Raw genomic sequence first — 17,986 nt, 5'->3', positions numbered from 1 at the left:
CAAGGGTTGGGCTGTTCGCCCATTAAAGCGGTACGCGAGCTGGGTTTAGAACGTCGTGAGACAGTTCGGTCCCTATCCGCTGTGCGCGTAGGAGTATTGAGAAGGGCTGTCCCTAGTACGAGAGGACCGGGACGGACGAACCTCTGGTGTGCCAGTTGTCCTGCCAAGGGCATGGCTGGTTGGCTACGTTCGGGAGGGATAACCGCTGAAAGCATCTAAGCGGGAAGCCTGCTTCAAGATGAGTACTCCCACCTCCTTGAGAGGGTAAGGCTCCCAGTAGACGACTGGGTTGATAGGCCAGATATGGAAGCCCGGTAACGGGTGGAGTTGACTGGTACTAATAGGCCGAGGGCTTGTCCTCAGTTGCTCGCGTCCACTGTGTTTGTTCTGAAGTAACGAACTCGCCAATCCGGCTGGAGTTGTTATCTTCATAGTGTTTCGGTGGTCATAGCGTTAGGGAAACGCCCGGTTACATTTCGAACCCGGAAGCTAAGCCTTTCAGCGCCGATGGTACTGCAGGGGGGACCCTGTGGGAGAGTAGGACGCCGCCGAACAATTCTTCAGCTCCGGTCCCTGAACCTTCTGGTTCAGGGACCGGAGCTTTTTTGTTCGGCGGTTGCAGTGCGGCGCGTCACCTGCCGTTCACGTTCGGCCGCCAGCATCCGGAGGCATGGGGACAAGTGGAACGCTTGAGTCGGCCGGTATCGGCATCGGCGACGAGGTCGTGGTGCCGGCGTTCGGCAACGCCGAGGTCACCGAGGCCGTCGTGCGCGCCGGAGCCGCGCCGGTCTTCGCCGACATCGACCCGGACACCTACTGCATCGATCCGGCCGCCGTGGCCGACGTGCTGACCTCCAGGACCGCCGCCGTCATCGCCGTGCACCGCTTCGGACAGCTGGCCGACATGGCCAGGCTGCAGGAGCTGGGAGCACGCCACGGGCTGCTGGTGCATGGCGCCGAGGAGCCCGGCGCGGCACCCGGCGAGGCCGAGCGGCGGCGGGCGTACGCGACGTACTACGACGGACGCCTGCGCGGCGTCGTGACGCCCACGGAGCGCGCGCCGCATACGTACGAGCAGTACGTGGTGCGCGTCCCGGGCAACGGCCGGCCGGACCGCGACGCCTTCGCGCGCACGCTGCGGGCCAAGGGCGTGGCCTGCCGGGTGCCCGTGCCGGTGCCCGTGTACCGCATGCCCGAGTACCGACGGGACCTGCTGCTGCCGCAGACGGAGCGGGCCTGCGACGAGACGCTGGCGCTGCCCGCCGCGGGGGCGCTGACGCGGCGGGAATTGCACCGCGTCGTGAGCGCGTGCAATGCGCTCGGCGGGCTTCTCCAGCCGGCGTTCTGACCGCCTGTCGGGTAATTCCGATTTGCGAGAGGCGGGATGTCGAGGCTGCTCGACAGGTGGTTCGAGCAGCCGCTGAGATCAGGTATAGTTATTCCCGTCGCAGCGAGAGCGCGACAGGCCCCAATAGCTCAGTCGGCAGAGCGTCTCCATGGTAAGGAGAAGGTCTACGGTTCGATTCCGTATTGGGGCTCAGAAAATAAACACCCCCGCTATCAGCGGGGGTGTTTTGCATTTCGGGCCACGGTCACTGAACAGGCCCTGGGGAGCACCCCAGGGCCTGTTTTCCTATGCCATCAGGCCGTCATGGACGGCCTCCGGCACCCGCATGGCGAGGATGGCCATGTCGTCCGAGGCGGGCTCGGCGGCGAAGCGCTCCACGGCGCGCAGGATGCGCGCGGCGACCGCGCCGGCCGTGAGTCCCGTACAGGTCGTCAGGACGTCGGCGAGGCCGTCGTCGCCGAGCATGCGCGTGCCCTCGCGGCGCTCCGTGACGCCGTCGGTGACGCAGAGCAGGACGTCGCCGGGGTCGAGGGTCACGGTCTGGGCGTACAGCTCCAGGTCCTCCATGACGCCCAGCAGCGGCTGCGGTTCGGCGGCGGGTTCGACCGTGCCGTCCTGGCGCAGCCGCAGGGGCAGCGGATGGCCCGCGCAGACGACCTTCAGTACGGCGCTGCCGTCGCGCTGGGGCCACAGTTCGCCGTAGAGGAGCGTGAGGAAGCGGCTGCGGGCGCCCTCGTCGAGGATCGCGGCGTTCAGGCGCTCCAGGACCGCGGGGCCGCCGAAGCCCTCGCGGGCGAGCAGCCGCAGCGCGTGGCGCGCGAGGCCCGTGACGGCCGCGGCCTCCGGGCCCGTACCGCAGACGTCGCCGATGGCGAAGCCGTACGCGCCGTCGCGGATGGGGAAGAGGTCGTAGAAGTCGCCGCCGACCTCGTTGCCCTCGCCCGCCGCGCGGTAGATGACCTCGACCTCGACGCCGGGGACGTCGGGCAGTTCGGGCGGCAGCAGGCTGCGCTGGAGGGACTGGCTGATGGCCGTGCGCTCCGAGTACAGGCGCGCGTTGTCCAGGGCGAGCGCCGCCCTTCGGGAGAGGTCCTCGGCGAGTTCCAGGATCTCCTGGCGGAAGTGCTCCTCGGTGGGCTTGCCGAGGGTGAGCATGCCGATGACGCGGTTACGGGCGACGAGCGGCAGCACGACGGTCTCGCCGCCGACGGCCGAGGCGGTGGCCAGCGTGGCACCGGGGCCGCTGGACGGGCGCGCGGAGGCGCCCAGTCCGAGGCTGCGCAACGAGGTGCGCAGGGCGGCGTCGTGGGCCGCGTCTCCGGGGGCGCTCCATACGCGGGCCCCGGGGGTGGGCACCGGCTCCGGCGGCGGGACCTTCTGCAGCAGCGTCTTGAGGCCGTCGATGCGGTCCTCGTCCTCGTGCAGCACGAAGGACAGCTCGGGCTCGGACGCCTGGTCGGCGACGGTGTACACGGCACACCAGGTGGCGAGCGTGGGGACCGTCATCTGGGCCATGAGGGCCAGCGTCTGATTGCGGTCCAGGGTGCCGGCGAGCAGGTCGGACGCCTCGACGAGGAAGGACAGGGAGCCGCGGCGGAGCCGTTCGAGCTCGGTGAGGCGGGCGCGTTCGACCGCGAGTGCGATGCGGTCGGCGGCGAACTGCAGGCGCAGCGCCTCTTCGTTGGTGTACCGGCCGGGGGACTCGGCCGCGACGCCGAGGGAGCCGGTGAGCCGGCCCTCGACCTTGAGCGGGACCGTGACGACCGAGCGCATGCCCGTGCCGGAGAGCAGCGGAACGGCCCCCTGTACGGCCGTCAGGTCCTCGTGGACGGCCGGCATGCGGGCCGAGCCGTAGCGGCCGCTGCCGGCCTCCACAGGGACGCGTGCGAAGCGCTGACGGGCGGAGGGGAGCCCCGTGGAGGCGCGTACCTCCAGCTCGGTCTCGTCGTCGGTGGCCAGGAGGAGGTACGCGGCGTCGCCGTCGAGCATGTCGCGGGCGCGTTCGACCGTGCGCTGCAGGAGGCCGTCGAGGTCATCGGGGGCGGGGGAGCCGATGAAGACTTCGAACGGGTCGGCGGGGCCGTGGCCCTCGGACTGCTGGGCGGAGGAGTCCGCAGGGGTGCGCGGCGGGCTCTGGAGGACGGCGCGCTCGTGGTCGCGGACGAGGAGGCAGACCGTGGAGGGCTCGCCGTCGGCGTCGCGCACCCGGAGGTGCGAGGCGTACACGGGGACGACGCGGCCGTCGGCGCCCCTTATGCCGTAGCTGCCCTCCCAGCGGGAGAGCTGGAGGGCCTCGGCGATTCCGGTGCCCGTACCGGGGGTGTGCGGCCAGGCCGCGAAGTCGGTGAGGGGCTTGCCGATCACCTGTTCGGGCGCATAGGCGAAGAGTTCCTGCGCGTCCTCGTTCCAGGAGCTGATGCAGCCGCCGCGGTCGATCTGGACGACGGCGACGCGGACCCGGTGCTCGGCGACGGGGAGGGCGTCTATGGGGAGCGCGGGGCCGGCGGAGCGGGTGCCGGCGGGGCGCTCGGGCAGGTCGAGCTGGAACCAGACGTGCTTCTGGGACGGGGTGTACTCCACGCCCCAGCGGGTGGCCAGGGCGCCGCACAGGAGCAGTCCGCGGCCGCCCTCGCGGTCGGGGTGGGCGAGCGCCTGGCCGGAGCTCTGGACGGGCACCTCGCGCTCCGGATAGCGGTCGCCGACCTCGATCCGGACGCCGGTGTCGGTGCGGAGGCAGAGCACGTCGGCGGCGGTGCCGGCGTGCACGACGGCGTTGGTGACCAGCTCGCTGGTGAGGACGACGGCGTCGTCGATGATGTCGCCGTGGCCCCAGCCCTGGAGGGTGTCGCGCACGAAAGCCCGGGCCGTGGCGACCGAGCGCCCTACCGGCTCGAAGGTGGCAGCGGCCCGCGCGGTGATCACTGGTCTCCTCATGCGTGTGTCGGTGATCTGCTCCCCCATATTCGCGGCGCCCCTCCGAATGCCCGTCGTGCTCGCGCCACCGCACCGGCCGTGCGGGTGGACAGCCGGAGCCCAGGGTACTTACCTTCGACGCCCGCATGGATGCCGGTCACGTGTGTTTCCCGCCCCGGGCTCGCCACGGACGGTATGCGATGCTGCCGAACTGTTATGGCCTGGTTGGGCCATGGTGAAACACTGGGAAGGCTTCAAGAGAAGGCCCGGGTAGAACGGTCGACCCTGCGGGAGGGACACGGTGGAGTCTGGCGGAGCGGCGCGGGGTGCAAGCACGCGCGCGAAAGGCGGACGCTCCCGCAACAACGGGACGACCGAGGTGGACACGGCGGCGCTGAACCGCCTGCTGTCCGCTCTCGTGTCGATGCGGGACGGGAACTTCCGCAAGCGGCTGACCGTCTCCGGCGACGGGATCATGGCGGAGGTGGCGGCCGTCTTCAACGAGGTCGCCGACCGCAATCTGCACCTCACGGGCGAGCTGGCCCGGGTGCGGAGGGTCGTAGGACGTGAGGGAAAGCTCACAGAGCGGCTGGAAGTGGGGGCCTGCGAGGGCTCCTGGGCGGCCGCGATCGACGCGTCCAACGCGCTCGTGGACGACCTCGTACGGCCGGTCTCCGAGGTCGGCCGGGTGCTGTCCGCGGTGTCCGAGGGCGACCTCGAGCAGCGGATGGACCTGCGGACACGGAGCAGTGACGGGACGACGGCGCACCCCTTGCGGGGCGAGTTCCTGAAGGTCGGCCGCACGGTGAACGGGCTGGTGGACCAGCTGTCGGCGTTCACCGACGAGGTGACCAGGGTCGCCAGTGAGGTCGGTACGGAGGGCAAGCTCGGCGGTCAGGCCCGGGTGCGCGGAATGTCCGGTTCGTGGAAGGACCTCACGGATTCGGTCAACACGATGGCCTCACGGCTCACCGCCCAGGTGCGTGACATTGCTCTCGTCACGACAGCGGTGGCCAAGGGTGACCTCTCCCGAAAGGTCACGGTCCACGTCGCGGGCGAGATGCTCGAGCTGAAGAACACCGTCAACACGATGGTGGACCAGCTCTCGTCCTTCGCCTCCGAGGTCACGAGGGTGGCCCGGGAGGTCGGTACGGAGGGCGAGCTGGGCGGCCAGGCCGGGGTGCCGGGCGTCGCGGGCGTCTGGAAGGACCTGACCGATTCGGTCAACCTGATGGCCGGCAACCTCACGGCCCAGGTGCGCGGGATCGCGCAGGTGACGACGGCGGTCGCCAATGGCGACCTGTCCCAGAAGGTCACGGTGAGCGCGCGCGGCGAGGTCGCGCAGCTGGCCGACACGATCAACACGATGACCGAGACGCTGCGCACGTTCGCTGACGAAGTGACGCGGGTGGCGAACGAGGTCGGCGCCGAGGGCCAGCTGGGCGGTCAGGCGCAGGTGCCGGGCGCGGCCGGTACGTGGAAGGACCTCACCGACTCGGTGAACAACGCGTTCCGCAACCTCACCGGTCAGGTGCGGGACATCGCGCAGGTCACGACGGCGGTGGCCAACGGTGATCTGTCGCAGAAGGTCACGGTCGACGTCTCCGGCGAGATGCTGGAGCTGAAGAACACCGTGAACACGATGGTGGACCAGCTGTCCTCCTTCGGAGCCGAGGTCACGAGGGTGGCCCGGGAGATCGGTGTCGAGGGTGAGCTGGGCGGCCAGGCGCAGGTGCCGGGTGCCGCCGGTACGTGGAAGGACCTCACCGACTCGGTGAACACGGCCTTCCGGAACCTCACCGGCCAGGTCCGGAACATCGCGCAGGTCACGACGGCGGTGGCCAACGGTGATCTGTCGCAGAAGGTCACGGTCGACGTCTCCGGCGAGATGCTCCAGCTGAAGAACACCGTGAACACGATGGTGGACCAGCTGTCCTCGTTCGCGGACCAGGTCACACGGATGGCCAGGGACGTGGGTACGGAGGGCCGGCTGGGCGGCCAGGCCCAGGTTCCGGGTGTGAGCGGTACGTGGAAGGAACTGACCGACTCCGTCAACTTCATGGCGGGGAACCTCACGTCCCAGGTGCGGCAGATCGCACAGGTGACGACGGCGGTCGCCCGGGGTGACCTCTCCCAGAAGATCGACGTCGATGCGCGCGGCGAGATCCTCGAGCTGAAGAACACCATCAACACGATGGTCGACCAGCTCTCGGCGTTCGCGGAGCAGGTGACGAGAGTCGCCCGCGAGGTGGGTACGGACGGTCGCCTGGGCGGTCAGGCGCAGGTGCCGGGCGTGGCCGGTGTGTGGCGCGACCTGACCGATTCGGTGAACGGCATGGCGGGCAACCTGACCGCTCAGGTCCGGAACATCGCCCAGGTCGCGACCGCGGTGGCCCGCGGTGACCTCTCCCAGAAGATCGACGTGGACGCCCGCGGCGAGATCCTGGAGCTGAAGAACACCCTGAACACGATGGTGGACCAGCTGTCCTCCTTCGCCGAGCAGGTGACGCGGGTGGCCCGCGAGGTGGGTACCGAGGGCATCCTCGGCGGCCAGGCCGAGGTGCAGGGTGTCTCCGGCACCTGGAAGGACCTCACCCAGTCCGTGAACGGCATGGCGAACAACCTGACTTCTCAGGTGCGCAACATCGCCGAGGTGACGACCGCGGTGGCCCGCGGCGACCTGTCCAAGAAGATCACCGTTGACGCCAAGGGCGAGATCCTCGAACTGGTCACGACCGTGAACACCATGGTCGACCAGCTCTCCGACTTCGCCGAGCAGGTGACCCGGGTCGCCCGTGAGGTGGGTACGGAGGGCCAGCTGGGCGGTCAGGCCCGGGTGCGCGACGTCACCGGCATCTGGAAGGACCTCAGCGACAACGTCAACCTGATGGCCAACAACCTGACCAGCCAGGTGCGGAACATCTCCCAGGTCGCGACCGCGGTGGCCAACGGCGACCTGACCAAGAAGGTCACCGTCGAGGCGCGCGGCGAGGTCGCGACCCTGGCCGACACCGTCAACACGATGGTGACGACGCTGTCTTCGTTCGCCGACGAGGTGACACGAGTCGCCCGTGAGGTGGGCACCGACGGCATCCTGGGCGGCCAGGCGCGGGTGCCGGGCGTCGCCGGTACGTGGAAGGACCTCACGGAGTCGGTGAACTCCATGGCGTCCAACCTGACCGGACAGGTGCGGAACATCGCGATGGTCACGACGGCCATCGCGAAGGGTGATCTGACCAAGAAGATCGACATCGACGCCCGGGGCGAGATCCTGGAGCTGAAGACGACGATCAACACGATGGTCGACCAGCTGTCGTCCTTCGCCGAGCAGGTCACCCGGGTGGCCCGCGAGGTGGGTACGGACGGCCAGCTGGGCGGTCAGGCGCAGGTGCGCGGCGTGGCCGGTACCTGGAAGGACCTGACCGAATCGGTGAACGAGATGGCGGGGAACCTCACCCGTCAGGTGCGTGCGATCGCCGCCGTCGCCGCGGCGGTGACCCTCGGCGACCACAACGTCCGCATCGACGTGGACGCGGCCGGCGAGATCCTGGAGCTCCAGGACAACGTCAACACGATGATCGCCACGCTCCGCGAGACCACGCTCGCCAACGAGGAGCAGGACTGGCTGAAGGGCAACCTCGCCCGGATCTCCGGTCTGATGCAGGGCCGCCGCGACCTCAAGGACGTCGCGAAGCTCATCATGAGCGAGCTGTCGCCCGCGGTCTCCGCGCAGCACGGCGCGTTCTTCCTCGCGACGTCGGCCGACGACAACCAGGAGATCGGCGCGGACGGCGGCGAGGCGGGCGAGTACGAACTGCGGCTGACGGGCTCGTACGGCTATTCGATGAGTGAGATGCCGACGACGTTCCGGCCCGGTGAGACGCTCATCGGCACCGCGGCGGAGGAGAAGCGCACCATCCTGGTGGAGAACGTGCCGGCGGGATACCTGAAGATCTCCTCCGGACTGGGCGAGGCGCCGCCGGCCAACGTGATCGTGCTGCCGGTGCTCTTCGAGGACAAGGTGCTGGGCGTCATCGAGCTGGCGTCGTTCCAGCCGTTCACGCAGATCCAGAAGGACTTCCTCAGCCAGATCGCGGAAATGATCGCGACCAGCGTCAACACGATCTCGGTCAACACCAAGACCGAGATCCTGCTGAGCCAGTCCCAGGAGCTGACCGAGCAGCTCAAGGAGCGCTCGGCGGAGCTGGAGAGCCGGCAGCGCGCGCTGGAGCTGTCCAACTCCGAGCTGGAGGAGAAGGCGGAGCAGCTGCGCAAGCAGAACCGCGACATCGAGGTGAAGAACACCGAGATCGAGGAGGCGCGGCAGGTCCTGGAGGAGCGCGCCGAGCAGCTCGCGGTCTCGATGCGGTACAAGAGCGAGTTCCTCGCGAACATGTCGCACGAGCTGCGTACGCCGCTCAACTCCCTGCTGATTCTCGCCAAGTTGCTGGCCGACAACGCCGAGGGCAATCTCTCGCCGAAGCAGGTGGAGTTCGCCGAAACGATCCACGGCGCGGGCTCGGACCTGCTCCAGCTGATCAACGACATCCTGGACCTGTCGAAGGTCGAGGCGGGCAAGATGGACGTCAGCCCGACCAGGATCGCGCTGGTGCAGCTGGTGGACTACGTCGAGGCGACGTTCCGGCCGCTGACCGCGGAGAAGGGCCTGGACTTCTCGGTACGGGTCTCCCCGGAGCTGCCCGCGACGCTGCACACCGATGAACAGCGCCTCCTTCAGGTGCTGCGCAACCTGCTCTCCAATGCGGTGAAGTTCACCGACTCCGGAGCGGTGGAGCTGGTCATCAGGCCGGCCGGCGCGGACGTCCCCATGGCCATCCGCGAACAGCTCCTGGAGCACGGCGCGCTGCGCGACGCGGACGCCGACATGATCGCCTTCTCGGTGACGGACACCGGTATCGGCATCGCGTCCAGCAAGATGCGGGTGATCTTCGAGGCGTTCAAGCAGGCGGACGGCACGACGAGCCGGAAGTACGGCGGTACGGGCCTGGGCCTGTCCATCAGCCGCGAGATCGCGCGGCTCCTGGGCGGCGAGATCCACGCGGCCAGTGAGCCGGGCCGCGGCTCGACGTTCACGCTGTACCTCCCGTACAACTCGGGCGGGCTGCCGCCGCAGGGCTACCCGCAGCTGGTCGCGGGCGGCTTCGCGATGGACGCGGAGGCGCACGACGCGGAGATCGCCGAGCAGGAGGCGGCGAACCGCGAGGCCGAGGCGGAGCCGATCACTCCGGACGCCGCGGTCTCGGGCCTCAACCGCCGTCGCCGACGCGGCCTTTCGGGCGCGGCGCCGCGGCCCGCGCTGCCCGGCGGACCGACCGTCGCGCAGCCGCCGCAGTCCGCGGACGAGCCGTGGCTGGGCAGCGGACAGGACCTCGTGGCGCCGTCCTCCGAGAGCGGCGGCTTCCACGGCGAGAAGGTGCTGATCGTCGACGATGACATCCGCAACGTCTTCGCGCTCACCAGCGTCCTCGAGCAGCACGGGCTGTCGGTGCTGTACGCGGAGAACGGCCGCGAGGGCATCGAGGTGCTGGAGCAGCACGACGATGTGACAGTGGTGCTGATGGACATCATGATGCCGGAGATGGACGGGTACGCCACGACCGCGGCGATCCGCCGGATGCCGCAGTTCGCGGGCCTGCCGATCATCGCCCTGACCGCCAAGGCCATGAAGGGCGACCGGGAGAAGAGCATCGAATCCGGGGCTTCGGACTATGTGACGAAGCCGGTGGACACCGATCATCTGCTCTCGGTCATGCAGCAATGGATGCGCTCGGAGTGACGGGGCGTGCACGGAGAGGCCGCCCCTCGGCCCATATGCTGACTCGCTGTGGTCGTGCACGTGTGGGAGCACGGTATTCGGGGAACCTTCTGGTCTCCCGCTGCGTTTCTGCTACGTGCACGGTGACATAGCGGTGACAGGGTGTGGCGACAGGCGGGGTGCGGCTACCATGACCGGCACAAGTACGGGCGGCATGACGGAGCCGTCCCCTGGGGCGGCGTCCGGTGGAGTGCCGGGGCGAGGAGGACGGGCCATGGTGCAGAAGGCCAAGATCCTCCTGGTCGATGACCGGCCGGAGAATCTGCTGGCGCTGGAGGCGATCCTCTCTGCGCTCGATCAGACGCTGGTGCGGGCATCGTCCGGGGAGGAAGCGCTCAAGGCGCTGCTCACCGACGATTTCGCGGTGATTCTGCTCGATGTGCAGATGCCGGGGATGGACGGGTTCGAGACCGCGGCGCACATCAAGCGCCGCGAGCGGACGCGCGACATCCCGATCATCTTCCTCACGGCGATCAACCACGGCCCGCACCACACCTTCCGCGGCTACGCGGCCGGTGCGGTGGACTACATCTCCAAGCCGTTCGACCCGTGGGTGCTGCGCGCCAAGGTCTCGGTCTTCGTCGAGCTGTACATGAAGAACGTCAAGCTGCGGGAGCAGGCGTCGCTGCTGCGGCTGCAGCTGGAGGGCGGTCAGTCGGCCGACGACGAGGACGCCAAGGAGGCGGCGGGGCTGCTCGCCGAGCTCTCCGCGCGGCTGGCGGCCGTCGAGGAGCAGGCCGAGGCGCTGTCCAAACAGCTGGACGAGTCGGCGGACGCCGCCGCCGTGGCGACGGCCGCGCATCTGGAGCGGAAGCTGACCGGGCTGCGCCGCGCGCTGGACGCCCTGGAGCCGGGCGCGGGCAACAGCGACACGCCGTCCGTGCCCTCGCAGAACTGACGGCGCGGCGCCGGGCGTACGACGCCGGCGCCGTCCCGCCGCGGAGCTGACCCGGCAGCAGCTCCCGGCGCTGCCCCGGGTGTTGGGCCCGGGACGGGCCAACCGCCCATATGGCGCGTTGGTTACGACACGAACGGGTGAAGGCCCGAGCGCCCGTGTCACCCCGGGCCGTCGCCTGTAACCTCGTCACCATGGCCTCACGTACGTCCGGCAAGGGTTCCCAGAGCACGGCGGGCCCCTCGAAGCAGCGCGCCGGGCGCCCCGGGGGCGCCGCCAAGAAGACCGCGGCCAAGCCGCCCGCCGCCAAGAAGGCACCGGCGAAGAAGGCACCGCCCAAGAAGGCCGCGACCGCGAAGAAGGCCCCCGCGAAGAAGGCGGTGGCGAAGAAGCCCGCGCCGTCGCCGACCGGGGGCGTCTACCGCGCGGTGCGCGCCCTCTGGCTGGGCCTCGCGCACACCGTCGGCTGGCTCTTCCGCGGCATGGGGCGCAGCGCGAAGAACCTCGACCCGGCCCACCGCAAGGACGGCCTGGCGCTGGCGCTGCTGGGCCTCGGGCTGGTGATCGCGGCGGGCACCTGGGCCAATCTGAACGGCCCGGTCGGCGACGTCGTCGAGCTGCTGGTGACCGGCGCGTTCGGCCGGCTGGACCTGCTCGTACCGATACTGGTGGGCGGCATCGCCGCCCGGGTCTTCTTCCGCCCCGAACAGCCGGAGGCGAACGGGCGGATCGTCATCGGGCTGTCGGCGCTGGTGGTCGGCGTGCTCGGGCAGGTCGCGATCGCCTGCGGCTCGCCGGACCAGGACGACGTGGCGGGGGTGCGGGACGCCGGCGGGTACCTCGGCTGGGTGGTGTCCAAGCCGCTGCTCTTCATGGTCGGGCAGACCCTGTCGGTGGCGCTGCTGGTGCTGGTGACCGTCTTCGGCCTGCTGGTGGTCACCGCGACCCCGGTCACGGCCATCCCGCGGCGCTTCAAGGCGCTCGGCGTCCGGCTGGGCCTGTTGGAGACGTACGAGCCGGACGCGGACGCCTTCGCCGACGAGCCGCGCGAGCAGCCGGCCCGCAAGGGCCGCAGGAGCCGCTCCGAGGAGCTTGCGGCGTCCCCCGAGGCCGCGGAGGAGGCCGCGCTCGCCAAGCGCCGGAAACCGCGCCGTACGGCCGCCGAGCCGGTCGCGGAGCCGGCCGCCGAGTGGGAGCCCGCGCGCTCCAAGGACGCGGTGGACGTGGCCGCCGGGTACGCCGCCAACCTGGACGGCGCGGTGCTGCACGGCATCCAGCCCTCGGCCCTGGTGGCCGACATCAGCAGCGGCATCAAGGGCGACCGCGGCGACCACGAGGACAGCGGTACGGCCAAGGGCCCGCAGAGCGCTGTGCCGCCCGCGCGCGGCGCCGAGCCCGATCCGGCGCCCGAGCCGTCCTCGCCGAGCGTTCCGGACTTCACCAAGCGCGCTCCGGAGCCCGTCTCCGACCTGCCGCCGCGCGCCGAGCAGCTCCAGCTGGCCGGCGACATCACGTACGCGCTGCCCTCGCTGGACCTGATGGAGCGCGGCGGGCCGGGCAAGACCCGCAGCGCGGCCAACGACGCCGTGGTGGAGTCGCTGACCAAGGTCTTCCAGGAGTTCAAGGTGGACGCCGCGGTCACCGGCTTCACCCGCGGTCCGACGGTCACCCGGTACGAGATCGAGCTCGGTCCGGGCGTGAAGGTCGAGAAGATCACCGCGCTGGCGAAGAACATCGCGTACGCGGTGGCCAGCCCGGACGTGCGGATCATCAATCCGATCCCGGGCAAGTCGGCGGTCGGCATCGAGATCCCCAACAGCGACCGCGAGATGGTCAACCTCGGGGACGTGCTGCGCTCGGCGGCCGCGGTGGGCGACGACCACCCGATGGTGGTCGGGCTCGGCAAGGACGTCGAGGGCGGCTACGTCTCGGCGAACCTGGCGAAGATGCCGCACGTCCTGGTCGCGGGCGCCACCGGCTCGGGTAAGTCCTCCTGCATCAACTGTCTGATCACCTCGGTCATGGCCAGGGCCACGCCGGAGGACGTACGGATGGTGCTGATCGACCCCAAGCGGGTCGAGCTGACCGCGTACGAAGGCATCCCGCACCTGATCACGCCCATCATCACCAACCCCAAGCGGGCCGCCGAGGCGCTGCAGTGGGTGGTGCGCGAGATGGACCTCCGTTACGACGACCTCGCGGCCTACGGGTACCGCCACATCGACGACTTCAATGAGGCGGTGCGCAGCGGCAAGGCGCAGGCCCCCGAAGGCAGCGAGCGCGAGCTGTCGCCGTATCCGTACCTGCTGGTGATCGTGGACGAGCTGGCGGACCTGATGATGGTCGCGCCGCGGGACGTGGAGGACTCCATCGTCCGGATCACCCAGCTGGCGCGCGCGGCCGGCATCCACCTGGTGCTGGCGACGCAGCGCCCGTCGGTCGACGTGGTCACGGGCCTGATCAAGGCGAACGTGCCCTCGCGGCTCGCCTTCGCGACGTCCTCGCTGGCCGACAGCCGGGTCATCCTGGACCAGCCGGGCGCGGAGAAGCTCATCGGAAAGGGTGACAGCCTGTTCCTGCCGATGGGGGCGAGCAAGCCGACCCGTATGCAGGGCGCCTTCGTGCAGGAGGCGGAGGTCGCGGCGGTGGTCAAGCACTGCAAGGAGCAGATGGCCCCGGTCTTCCGCGACGACGTCACGGTCGGGCAGAGCAAGAAGAAGGAGATCGACGAGGACATCGGCGACGACCTGGACCTGCTGTGCCAGGCCGCCGAGCTGGTCGTCTCCACGCAATTCGGGTCCACGTCGATGCTGCAGCGCAAGCTGCGGGTGGGGTTCGCGAAGGCCGGACGGCTGATGGACCTGATGGAGTCGAGGGACATCGTGGGGCCCAGCGAGGGTTCCAAGGCGCGCGATGTTCTGGTGAAGCCGGAGGATCTGGAAGGAGTGCTTGCGGTGATTCGGGGGGAGGCTCACTGACAGGTCACTCGAAAGAGATCGCAAGCAACCGTTTCTTCTGCCGATACGTCAAGTTGAAGGAAGAGACGGTACGACGCGCGACCGTCGGGCTCTCGGTGCGCACCGGGGGGCCTTCCGATGGCGTACAAAGTCCGTCCTCCCGCTTGCCCGACCCTTTCGGTACACCCCTAGACTGAACATCCAGCAGGTGGCTACACGCTCGAAAGGCGCCCCCGTGTCCATCGGCAACTCCCCTGAAGACGACCGGCCTTCCGTCGGTCGTGTCCTCCAGCAGGCCCGCGTCGACGCCGGACTGACCGTCGACGAGATCAGTACGACCACGCGGGTGCGCATCCCCATCGTGCACGCGATCGAGCAGGAAGATTTCTCGCGCTGTGGCGGGGACGTGTACGCCCGTGGTCACATTCGAACACTCGCACGTGCCGTGGGGCTGGATCCGGCTCCGTTGATCGCCCAGTTCGATGCCGAGCACGGCGGCCGGCCCGCGCCGACCCCGGCGGCGCCGCTCTTCGAAGCGGAGCGCATCCGTCCCGAGCGGCGGCGTCCGAACTGGACGGCCGCCATGGTCGCCGCGATCGTCGCCGTGATCGGTTTCGTCGGTTTCACGCTGTTCAGCGACGGCGGCAAGGGCCAGGAGGCATCCGTCGCCGACGGCCACGTCGGCGAGAGCCCGACCGTCAAGCCGTCCCCGACCAAGACCAAGCCCGCCGACCCCAAGCCCGAGCCCTCCGACAGCGCCATCGCCGGCCTGCCGAAGGACAAGGTGACCATCAAGATCACCGCACGCGACGGGCAGAGCTGGATCTCCGCCAAGGACGCCAACGGCAAGCTCCTGGAGGACGGCCTGCTCCGCAAGGGCGAGTCCAAGACCTTCACCGACAAGAAGCGGATCGATCTCGTCCTCGGTAACGCCGGAGCCGTACAGCTGTACGTCAACGGCAAGGAGGTCAAGGAGATCGGCGACAAGGGCTCCGTGGAGCGCCTGAGCTACACCCCGGGTGACCCGCAGGCCGGCTGAGCGTACGCCCGCCGCCTTCCGGGAAAACGCCGGGGAAACGCCCGCCGCCCCTCCAGGAGAGGCGGCGGGCGGCCGTGTGTCCGGGCGCCGGACGGTGCGGGGAACCCTCCCAGACATGGGGACGTCCGGGACGAAGTAGGCTGGGCGCCATGCCCGAACGCCGTACCGTCGCCCTTGTCACTCTTGGCTGCGCCCGTAACGAGGTGGACTCGGAGGAGCTCGCAGGCCGCCTGGCAGCGGACGGCTGGGAGCTCGTCGAGGAAGCCGCCGAAGCCGATGTCGCCGTCGTCAACACCTGTGGTTTCGTCGAGGCCGCCAAGAAGGACTCCGTCGATGCCCTGCTGGAAGCCAATGATCTGAAGGACCACGGCCGCACCCAGGCCGTGGTGGCCGTGGGCTGCATGGCCGAGCGATACGGCAAGGAGTTGGCCGAGGCGCTGCCCGAGGCCGACGGCGTGCTCGGGTTCGACGACTACACCGACATCTCCGGCCGCCTCCAGACCATCCTGAGCGGCGGAAACGTCGAGGCGCACGCCCCGCGCGACCGGCGCAAGCTGCTGCCGATCAGCCCCGCCGAGCGCCAGGGCGCCGGGGTCGCACTCCCCGGCCACGGTGACGCACTCGCCTCGGCCCCCACGGACCTGCCCGAAGGCGTGGCGCCCGCCTCCGGGCCGCGCGCCCCGCTCCGCCGCCGCCTGGGGAACAACCCCGTGGCCTCGGTGAAGCTCGCCTCCGGCTGCGACCGCCGCTGCTCCTTCTGCGCCATCCCGTCCTTCCGCGGCTCCTTCATCTCGCGCCGCCCCTCGGACGTGCTGGGGGAGACCCGCTGGCTGGCCGAGCAGGGCGTGAAGGAGATCATGCTGGTCTCCGAGAACAACACCTCGTACGGCAAGGACCTCGGCGACATCCGCCTCCTGGAGACGCTGCTGCCGGAGCTGGCCGCGGTCGACGGCATCGAGCGCATCCGCGTCAGCTACCTCCAGCCCGCCGAGATGCGGCCCGGGCTGATCGACGTCCTGACCGGCACCGACAAGGTCGCCCCGTACTTCGACCTGTCCTTCCAGCACTCGGCCCCCGGTGTGCTGCGCGCCATGCGCCGCTTCGGGGACACCGAGCGCTTCCTGGACCTGCTCGCGCAGATCCGTACGAAGGCGCCGCAGGCCGGTGCCCGCTCCAACTTCATCGTCGGCTTCCCCGGGGAGACCGAGGAGGACTTCGCCGAGCTGGAACGCTTCATCAGCGAGGCGAGACTCGACGCCATCGGCGTCTTCGGGTACTCCGACGAGGACGGCACCGAGGCGGCCGGCTACGAGAACAAGCTCGACCCCGACGTGGTGGCCGAGCGCCTGGCCCACCTCTCCCGGCTGGCCGAGGAGCTGACCGCGCAGCGCGCCGAGGAGCGCCTGGGCGAGACCCTCTCCGTGCTGGTGGACCGGGTCGACGACGAGGACGGCGTGGTCGGCCGCGCGGCGCACCAGGCCCCGGAGACCGACGGCGTCACCCTCCTCACGACCGGCCAGGACCTGGCCCCAGGTCGTATGGTCGAAGCAAAGGTGGTGGCGACCGAGGGCGTGGACCTCGTGGCCGAGCCGCTGCCGCTCGGCGCGGAGCACGGCGCCGGGTGTCCCGAGGAGGCGGGCAGATGACCGGAGTCCCGGCTTCCGCCGCAGGTGCTTCCGCCGCCGGCGGGGCCGGACGGCCGAAGACCGTCCGGCGGCAGGCCGGGCTGTGGAACATCGCCAACATCCTCACGATGCTGCGGCTGGTCCTGGTACCGGTCTTCGTGCTGCTCCTGATGCACGGCGGCGGGTACGACCCGGCCTGGCGCTCGTTCGCCTGGGCCTCCTTCGCCATCGCCATGATCACCGATCTCTTCGACGGACATCTGGCGCGCGCCTACGACCTGGTCACCGACTTCGGGAAGATCGCCGACCCGATAGCGGACAAGGCGATCATGGGCGCCGCACTGATCTGCCTGTCGATCCTGGGCGACCTGCCCTGGTGGGTCACCGGAGTGATCCTCTTCCGGGAGCTCGGCATCACGCTGCTGCGCTTCTGGGTGATCAGGCACGGTGTCATCCCGGCCAGCCGCGGCGGCAAGATGAAGACGCTCGCCCAGGGGACCGCGGTCGGGATGTACGTTCTCGTGCTGACCGGTCCGCTGGCCACGCTGCGCTGGTGGGTGATGGCGGTGGCCGTGGTGCTGACCGTCGTCACGGGCCTGGACTACGTGAAGCAGGCCGTCGTCCTGCGCCGGGCCGGGCTGGCCAAGTCGCGGGAGGCCCTCCGGGCGAGGTCCGGTGAGGGCTCCGGTCAGGGGCCGACGCGGTGAGTGGCGGTACGGAGGCTGCGCACGAGGCCCAGGAAAGCTCTGGGGCGCGCGCTGACGGCCTTGCGGCACCTGTCGCGCCTTCTGCTGCCTCCAGCGCCGAAGAGGGCGCTGGGCGGGCGCTGGCGGCGTTGACGGAGCGCGGGCAGACGCTGGCCGTGGCCGAATCGCTGACCGGCGGCCTGGTCGCGGGCGCGCTCACCGCGGTTCCTGGTGCCTCCCGGTGCTTCCGGGGCTCGGTCACGGCGTACGCGACCGAACTGAAGAGCCTCGTACTGGGTGTGGACGGCGCGCTTCTGGCCACCCGTGGTGCGGTGGACGCGGATGTCGCCCGGCAAATGGCACAGGGTGTCCGACGCGTGCTCGGCGCCGACTGGGGTATTGCCACAACAGGGGTCGCCGGCCCCGACCCCCAGGACGGGCAGCCGGTCGGCACGGTCTACGTCGCGGTCGCGGGACCCGGCGGTGAGGGAAAAGCGCGCCGACTGGCGCTGGACGGCGATCGAGACCGGATCCGTCGGGACAGCGTCACCGCAGTAGTGGATCTGCTGTTGAGCGAACTGACAGAAAATGCGCGGGCAAAGGATACGGAACATCACGGGGGTATCTGATGTTTACAGCCCTGAGTGAACACGAACTCGCTCCCGGCACGGCTGAGGCCCGAGGCGG

General features: G+C 69.9%; 9 protein-coding genes, 1 tRNA gene and 2 rRNA genes. 11 read left to right on the top strand and 1 reads right to left on the bottom strand.

The features are described from left to right. From ACIGXO_RS07980 to ACIGXO_RS07965, 4 genes are all read left to right on the top strand, one after another. Positions 1–361: ribosomal RNA gene (locus ACIGXO_RS07980) — 23S ribosomal RNA — on the top strand; the annotation flags it as partial. A 76-nt stretch (positions 362–437) separates the two neighbouring features. Continuing rightward, positions 438–554 (top strand): 5S ribosomal RNA (gene rrf, locus ACIGXO_RS07975). Between the two features lie 116 nt (positions 555–670). Next, positions 671–1,348, top strand: coding sequence for a DegT/DnrJ/EryC1/StrS family aminotransferase (locus tag ACIGXO_RS07970; RefSeq protein WP_399781905.1), 678 nt, complete (start codon positions 671–673; stop codon positions 1,346–1,348). Between the two features lie 117 nt (positions 1,349–1,465). Then, a tRNA-Thr gene (locus tag ACIGXO_RS07965) sits at positions 1,466–1,538 on the top strand. Between the two features lie 95 nt (positions 1,539–1,633). Here the strand turns inward: ACIGXO_RS07965 and ACIGXO_RS07960 are convergent. Next, on the bottom strand, positions 1,634–4,309 hold the full coding sequence (locus ACIGXO_RS07960) for a SpoIIE family protein phosphatase (RefSeq protein WP_399781902.1): 2,676 nt from the start codon (positions 4,307–4,309) through the stop codon (positions 1,634–1,636). A 253-nt stretch (positions 4,310–4,562) separates the two neighbouring features. On the opposite strand from ACIGXO_RS07960, the gene ACIGXO_RS07955 reads away from it, so the two are divergent. The 7 genes from ACIGXO_RS07955 (at position 4,563) to ACIGXO_RS07925 (ending at position 17,928) form a co-directional block, all read left to right on the top strand. Next, entirely contained in the window at positions 4,563–10,058 is a 5,496-nt protein-coding gene (locus ACIGXO_RS07955) for a HAMP domain-containing protein (protein ID WP_399781899.1), read from the top strand. A gap of 253 nt (positions 10,059–10,311) precedes the next feature. After that, positions 10,312–10,995: a two-component system response regulator gene (locus ACIGXO_RS07950; protein WP_399781896.1), complete on the top strand. Its 684-nt coding sequence runs from the start codon at positions 10,312–10,314 to the stop codon at positions 10,993–10,995. A gap of 191 nt (positions 10,996–11,186) precedes the next feature. After that, complete coding sequence (locus ACIGXO_RS07945; RefSeq protein WP_399781893.1) at positions 11,187–13,970, top strand: DNA translocase FtsK; 2,784 nt, start codon at positions 11,187–11,189, stop codon at positions 13,968–13,970. Between the two features lie 214 nt (positions 13,971–14,184). Continuing rightward, positions 14,185–14,988, top strand: coding sequence for a helix-turn-helix domain-containing protein (locus ACIGXO_RS07940; RefSeq protein WP_399781890.1), 804 nt, complete (start codon positions 14,185–14,187; stop codon positions 14,986–14,988). 149 nt (positions 14,989–15,137) lie between these two features. Beyond that, positions 15,138–16,634: a 30S ribosomal protein S12 methylthiotransferase RimO gene (gene rimO / locus ACIGXO_RS07935; RefSeq protein WP_399781888.1), complete on the top strand. Its 1,497-nt coding sequence runs from the start codon at positions 15,138–15,140 to the stop codon at positions 16,632–16,634. Beyond that, positions 16,631–17,320: a CDP-diacylglycerol--glycerol-3-phosphate 3-phosphatidyltransferase gene (pgsA, locus tag ACIGXO_RS07930; RefSeq protein WP_399781885.1), complete on the top strand. Its 690-nt coding sequence runs from the start codon at positions 16,631–16,633 to the stop codon at positions 17,318–17,320. The genes rimO and pgsA overlap by 4 nt, the downstream gene beginning before the upstream one ends. A 119-nt stretch (positions 17,321–17,439) precedes the next feature. After that, complete coding sequence (locus ACIGXO_RS07925; RefSeq protein WP_399782000.1) at positions 17,440–17,928, top strand: CinA family protein; 489 nt, start codon at positions 17,440–17,442, stop codon at positions 17,926–17,928. The last annotated feature ends 58 nt before the right edge of the window (positions 17,929–17,986 follow it).

Origin of the sequence: Streptomyces sp. NPDC053542 (assembly GCF_044544685.1) — a bacterium.
Taxonomy (GTDB): Bacteria; Actinomycetota; Actinomycetes; order Streptomycetales; family Streptomycetaceae; genus Streptomyces.
Note: the sequence above shows the minus strand (reverse complement) of the source record. Positions and strands in the feature narration are given on the sequence as shown.

Excerpts from the sequence above, each read along its gene's own strand:
- pgsA (WP_399781885.1), top strand. The coding sequence starts at position 16,631 with ATGACCGGAGTCCCGGCTTCCGCCGCAGGTGCTTCCGCCGCCGGCGGG.
- rimO (WP_399781888.1), top strand. The coding sequence starts at position 15,138 with ATGCCCGAACGCCGTACCGTCGCCCTTGTCACTCTTGGCTGCGCCCGT.
- ACIGXO_RS07950 (WP_399781896.1), top strand. The coding sequence starts at position 10,312 with ATGGTGCAGAAGGCCAAGATCCTCCTGGTCGATGACCGGCCGGAGAAT.
- ACIGXO_RS07960 (WP_399781902.1), bottom strand. The coding sequence starts at position 4,309 with ATGGGGGAGCAGATCACCGACACACGCATGAGGAGACCAGTGATCACC.
- ACIGXO_RS07945 (WP_399781893.1), top strand. The coding sequence starts at position 11,187 with ATGGCCTCACGTACGTCCGGCAAGGGTTCCCAGAGCACGGCGGGCCCC.
- ACIGXO_RS07970 (WP_399781905.1), top strand. The coding sequence starts at position 671 with ATGGGGACAAGTGGAACGCTTGAGTCGGCCGGTATCGGCATCGGCGAC.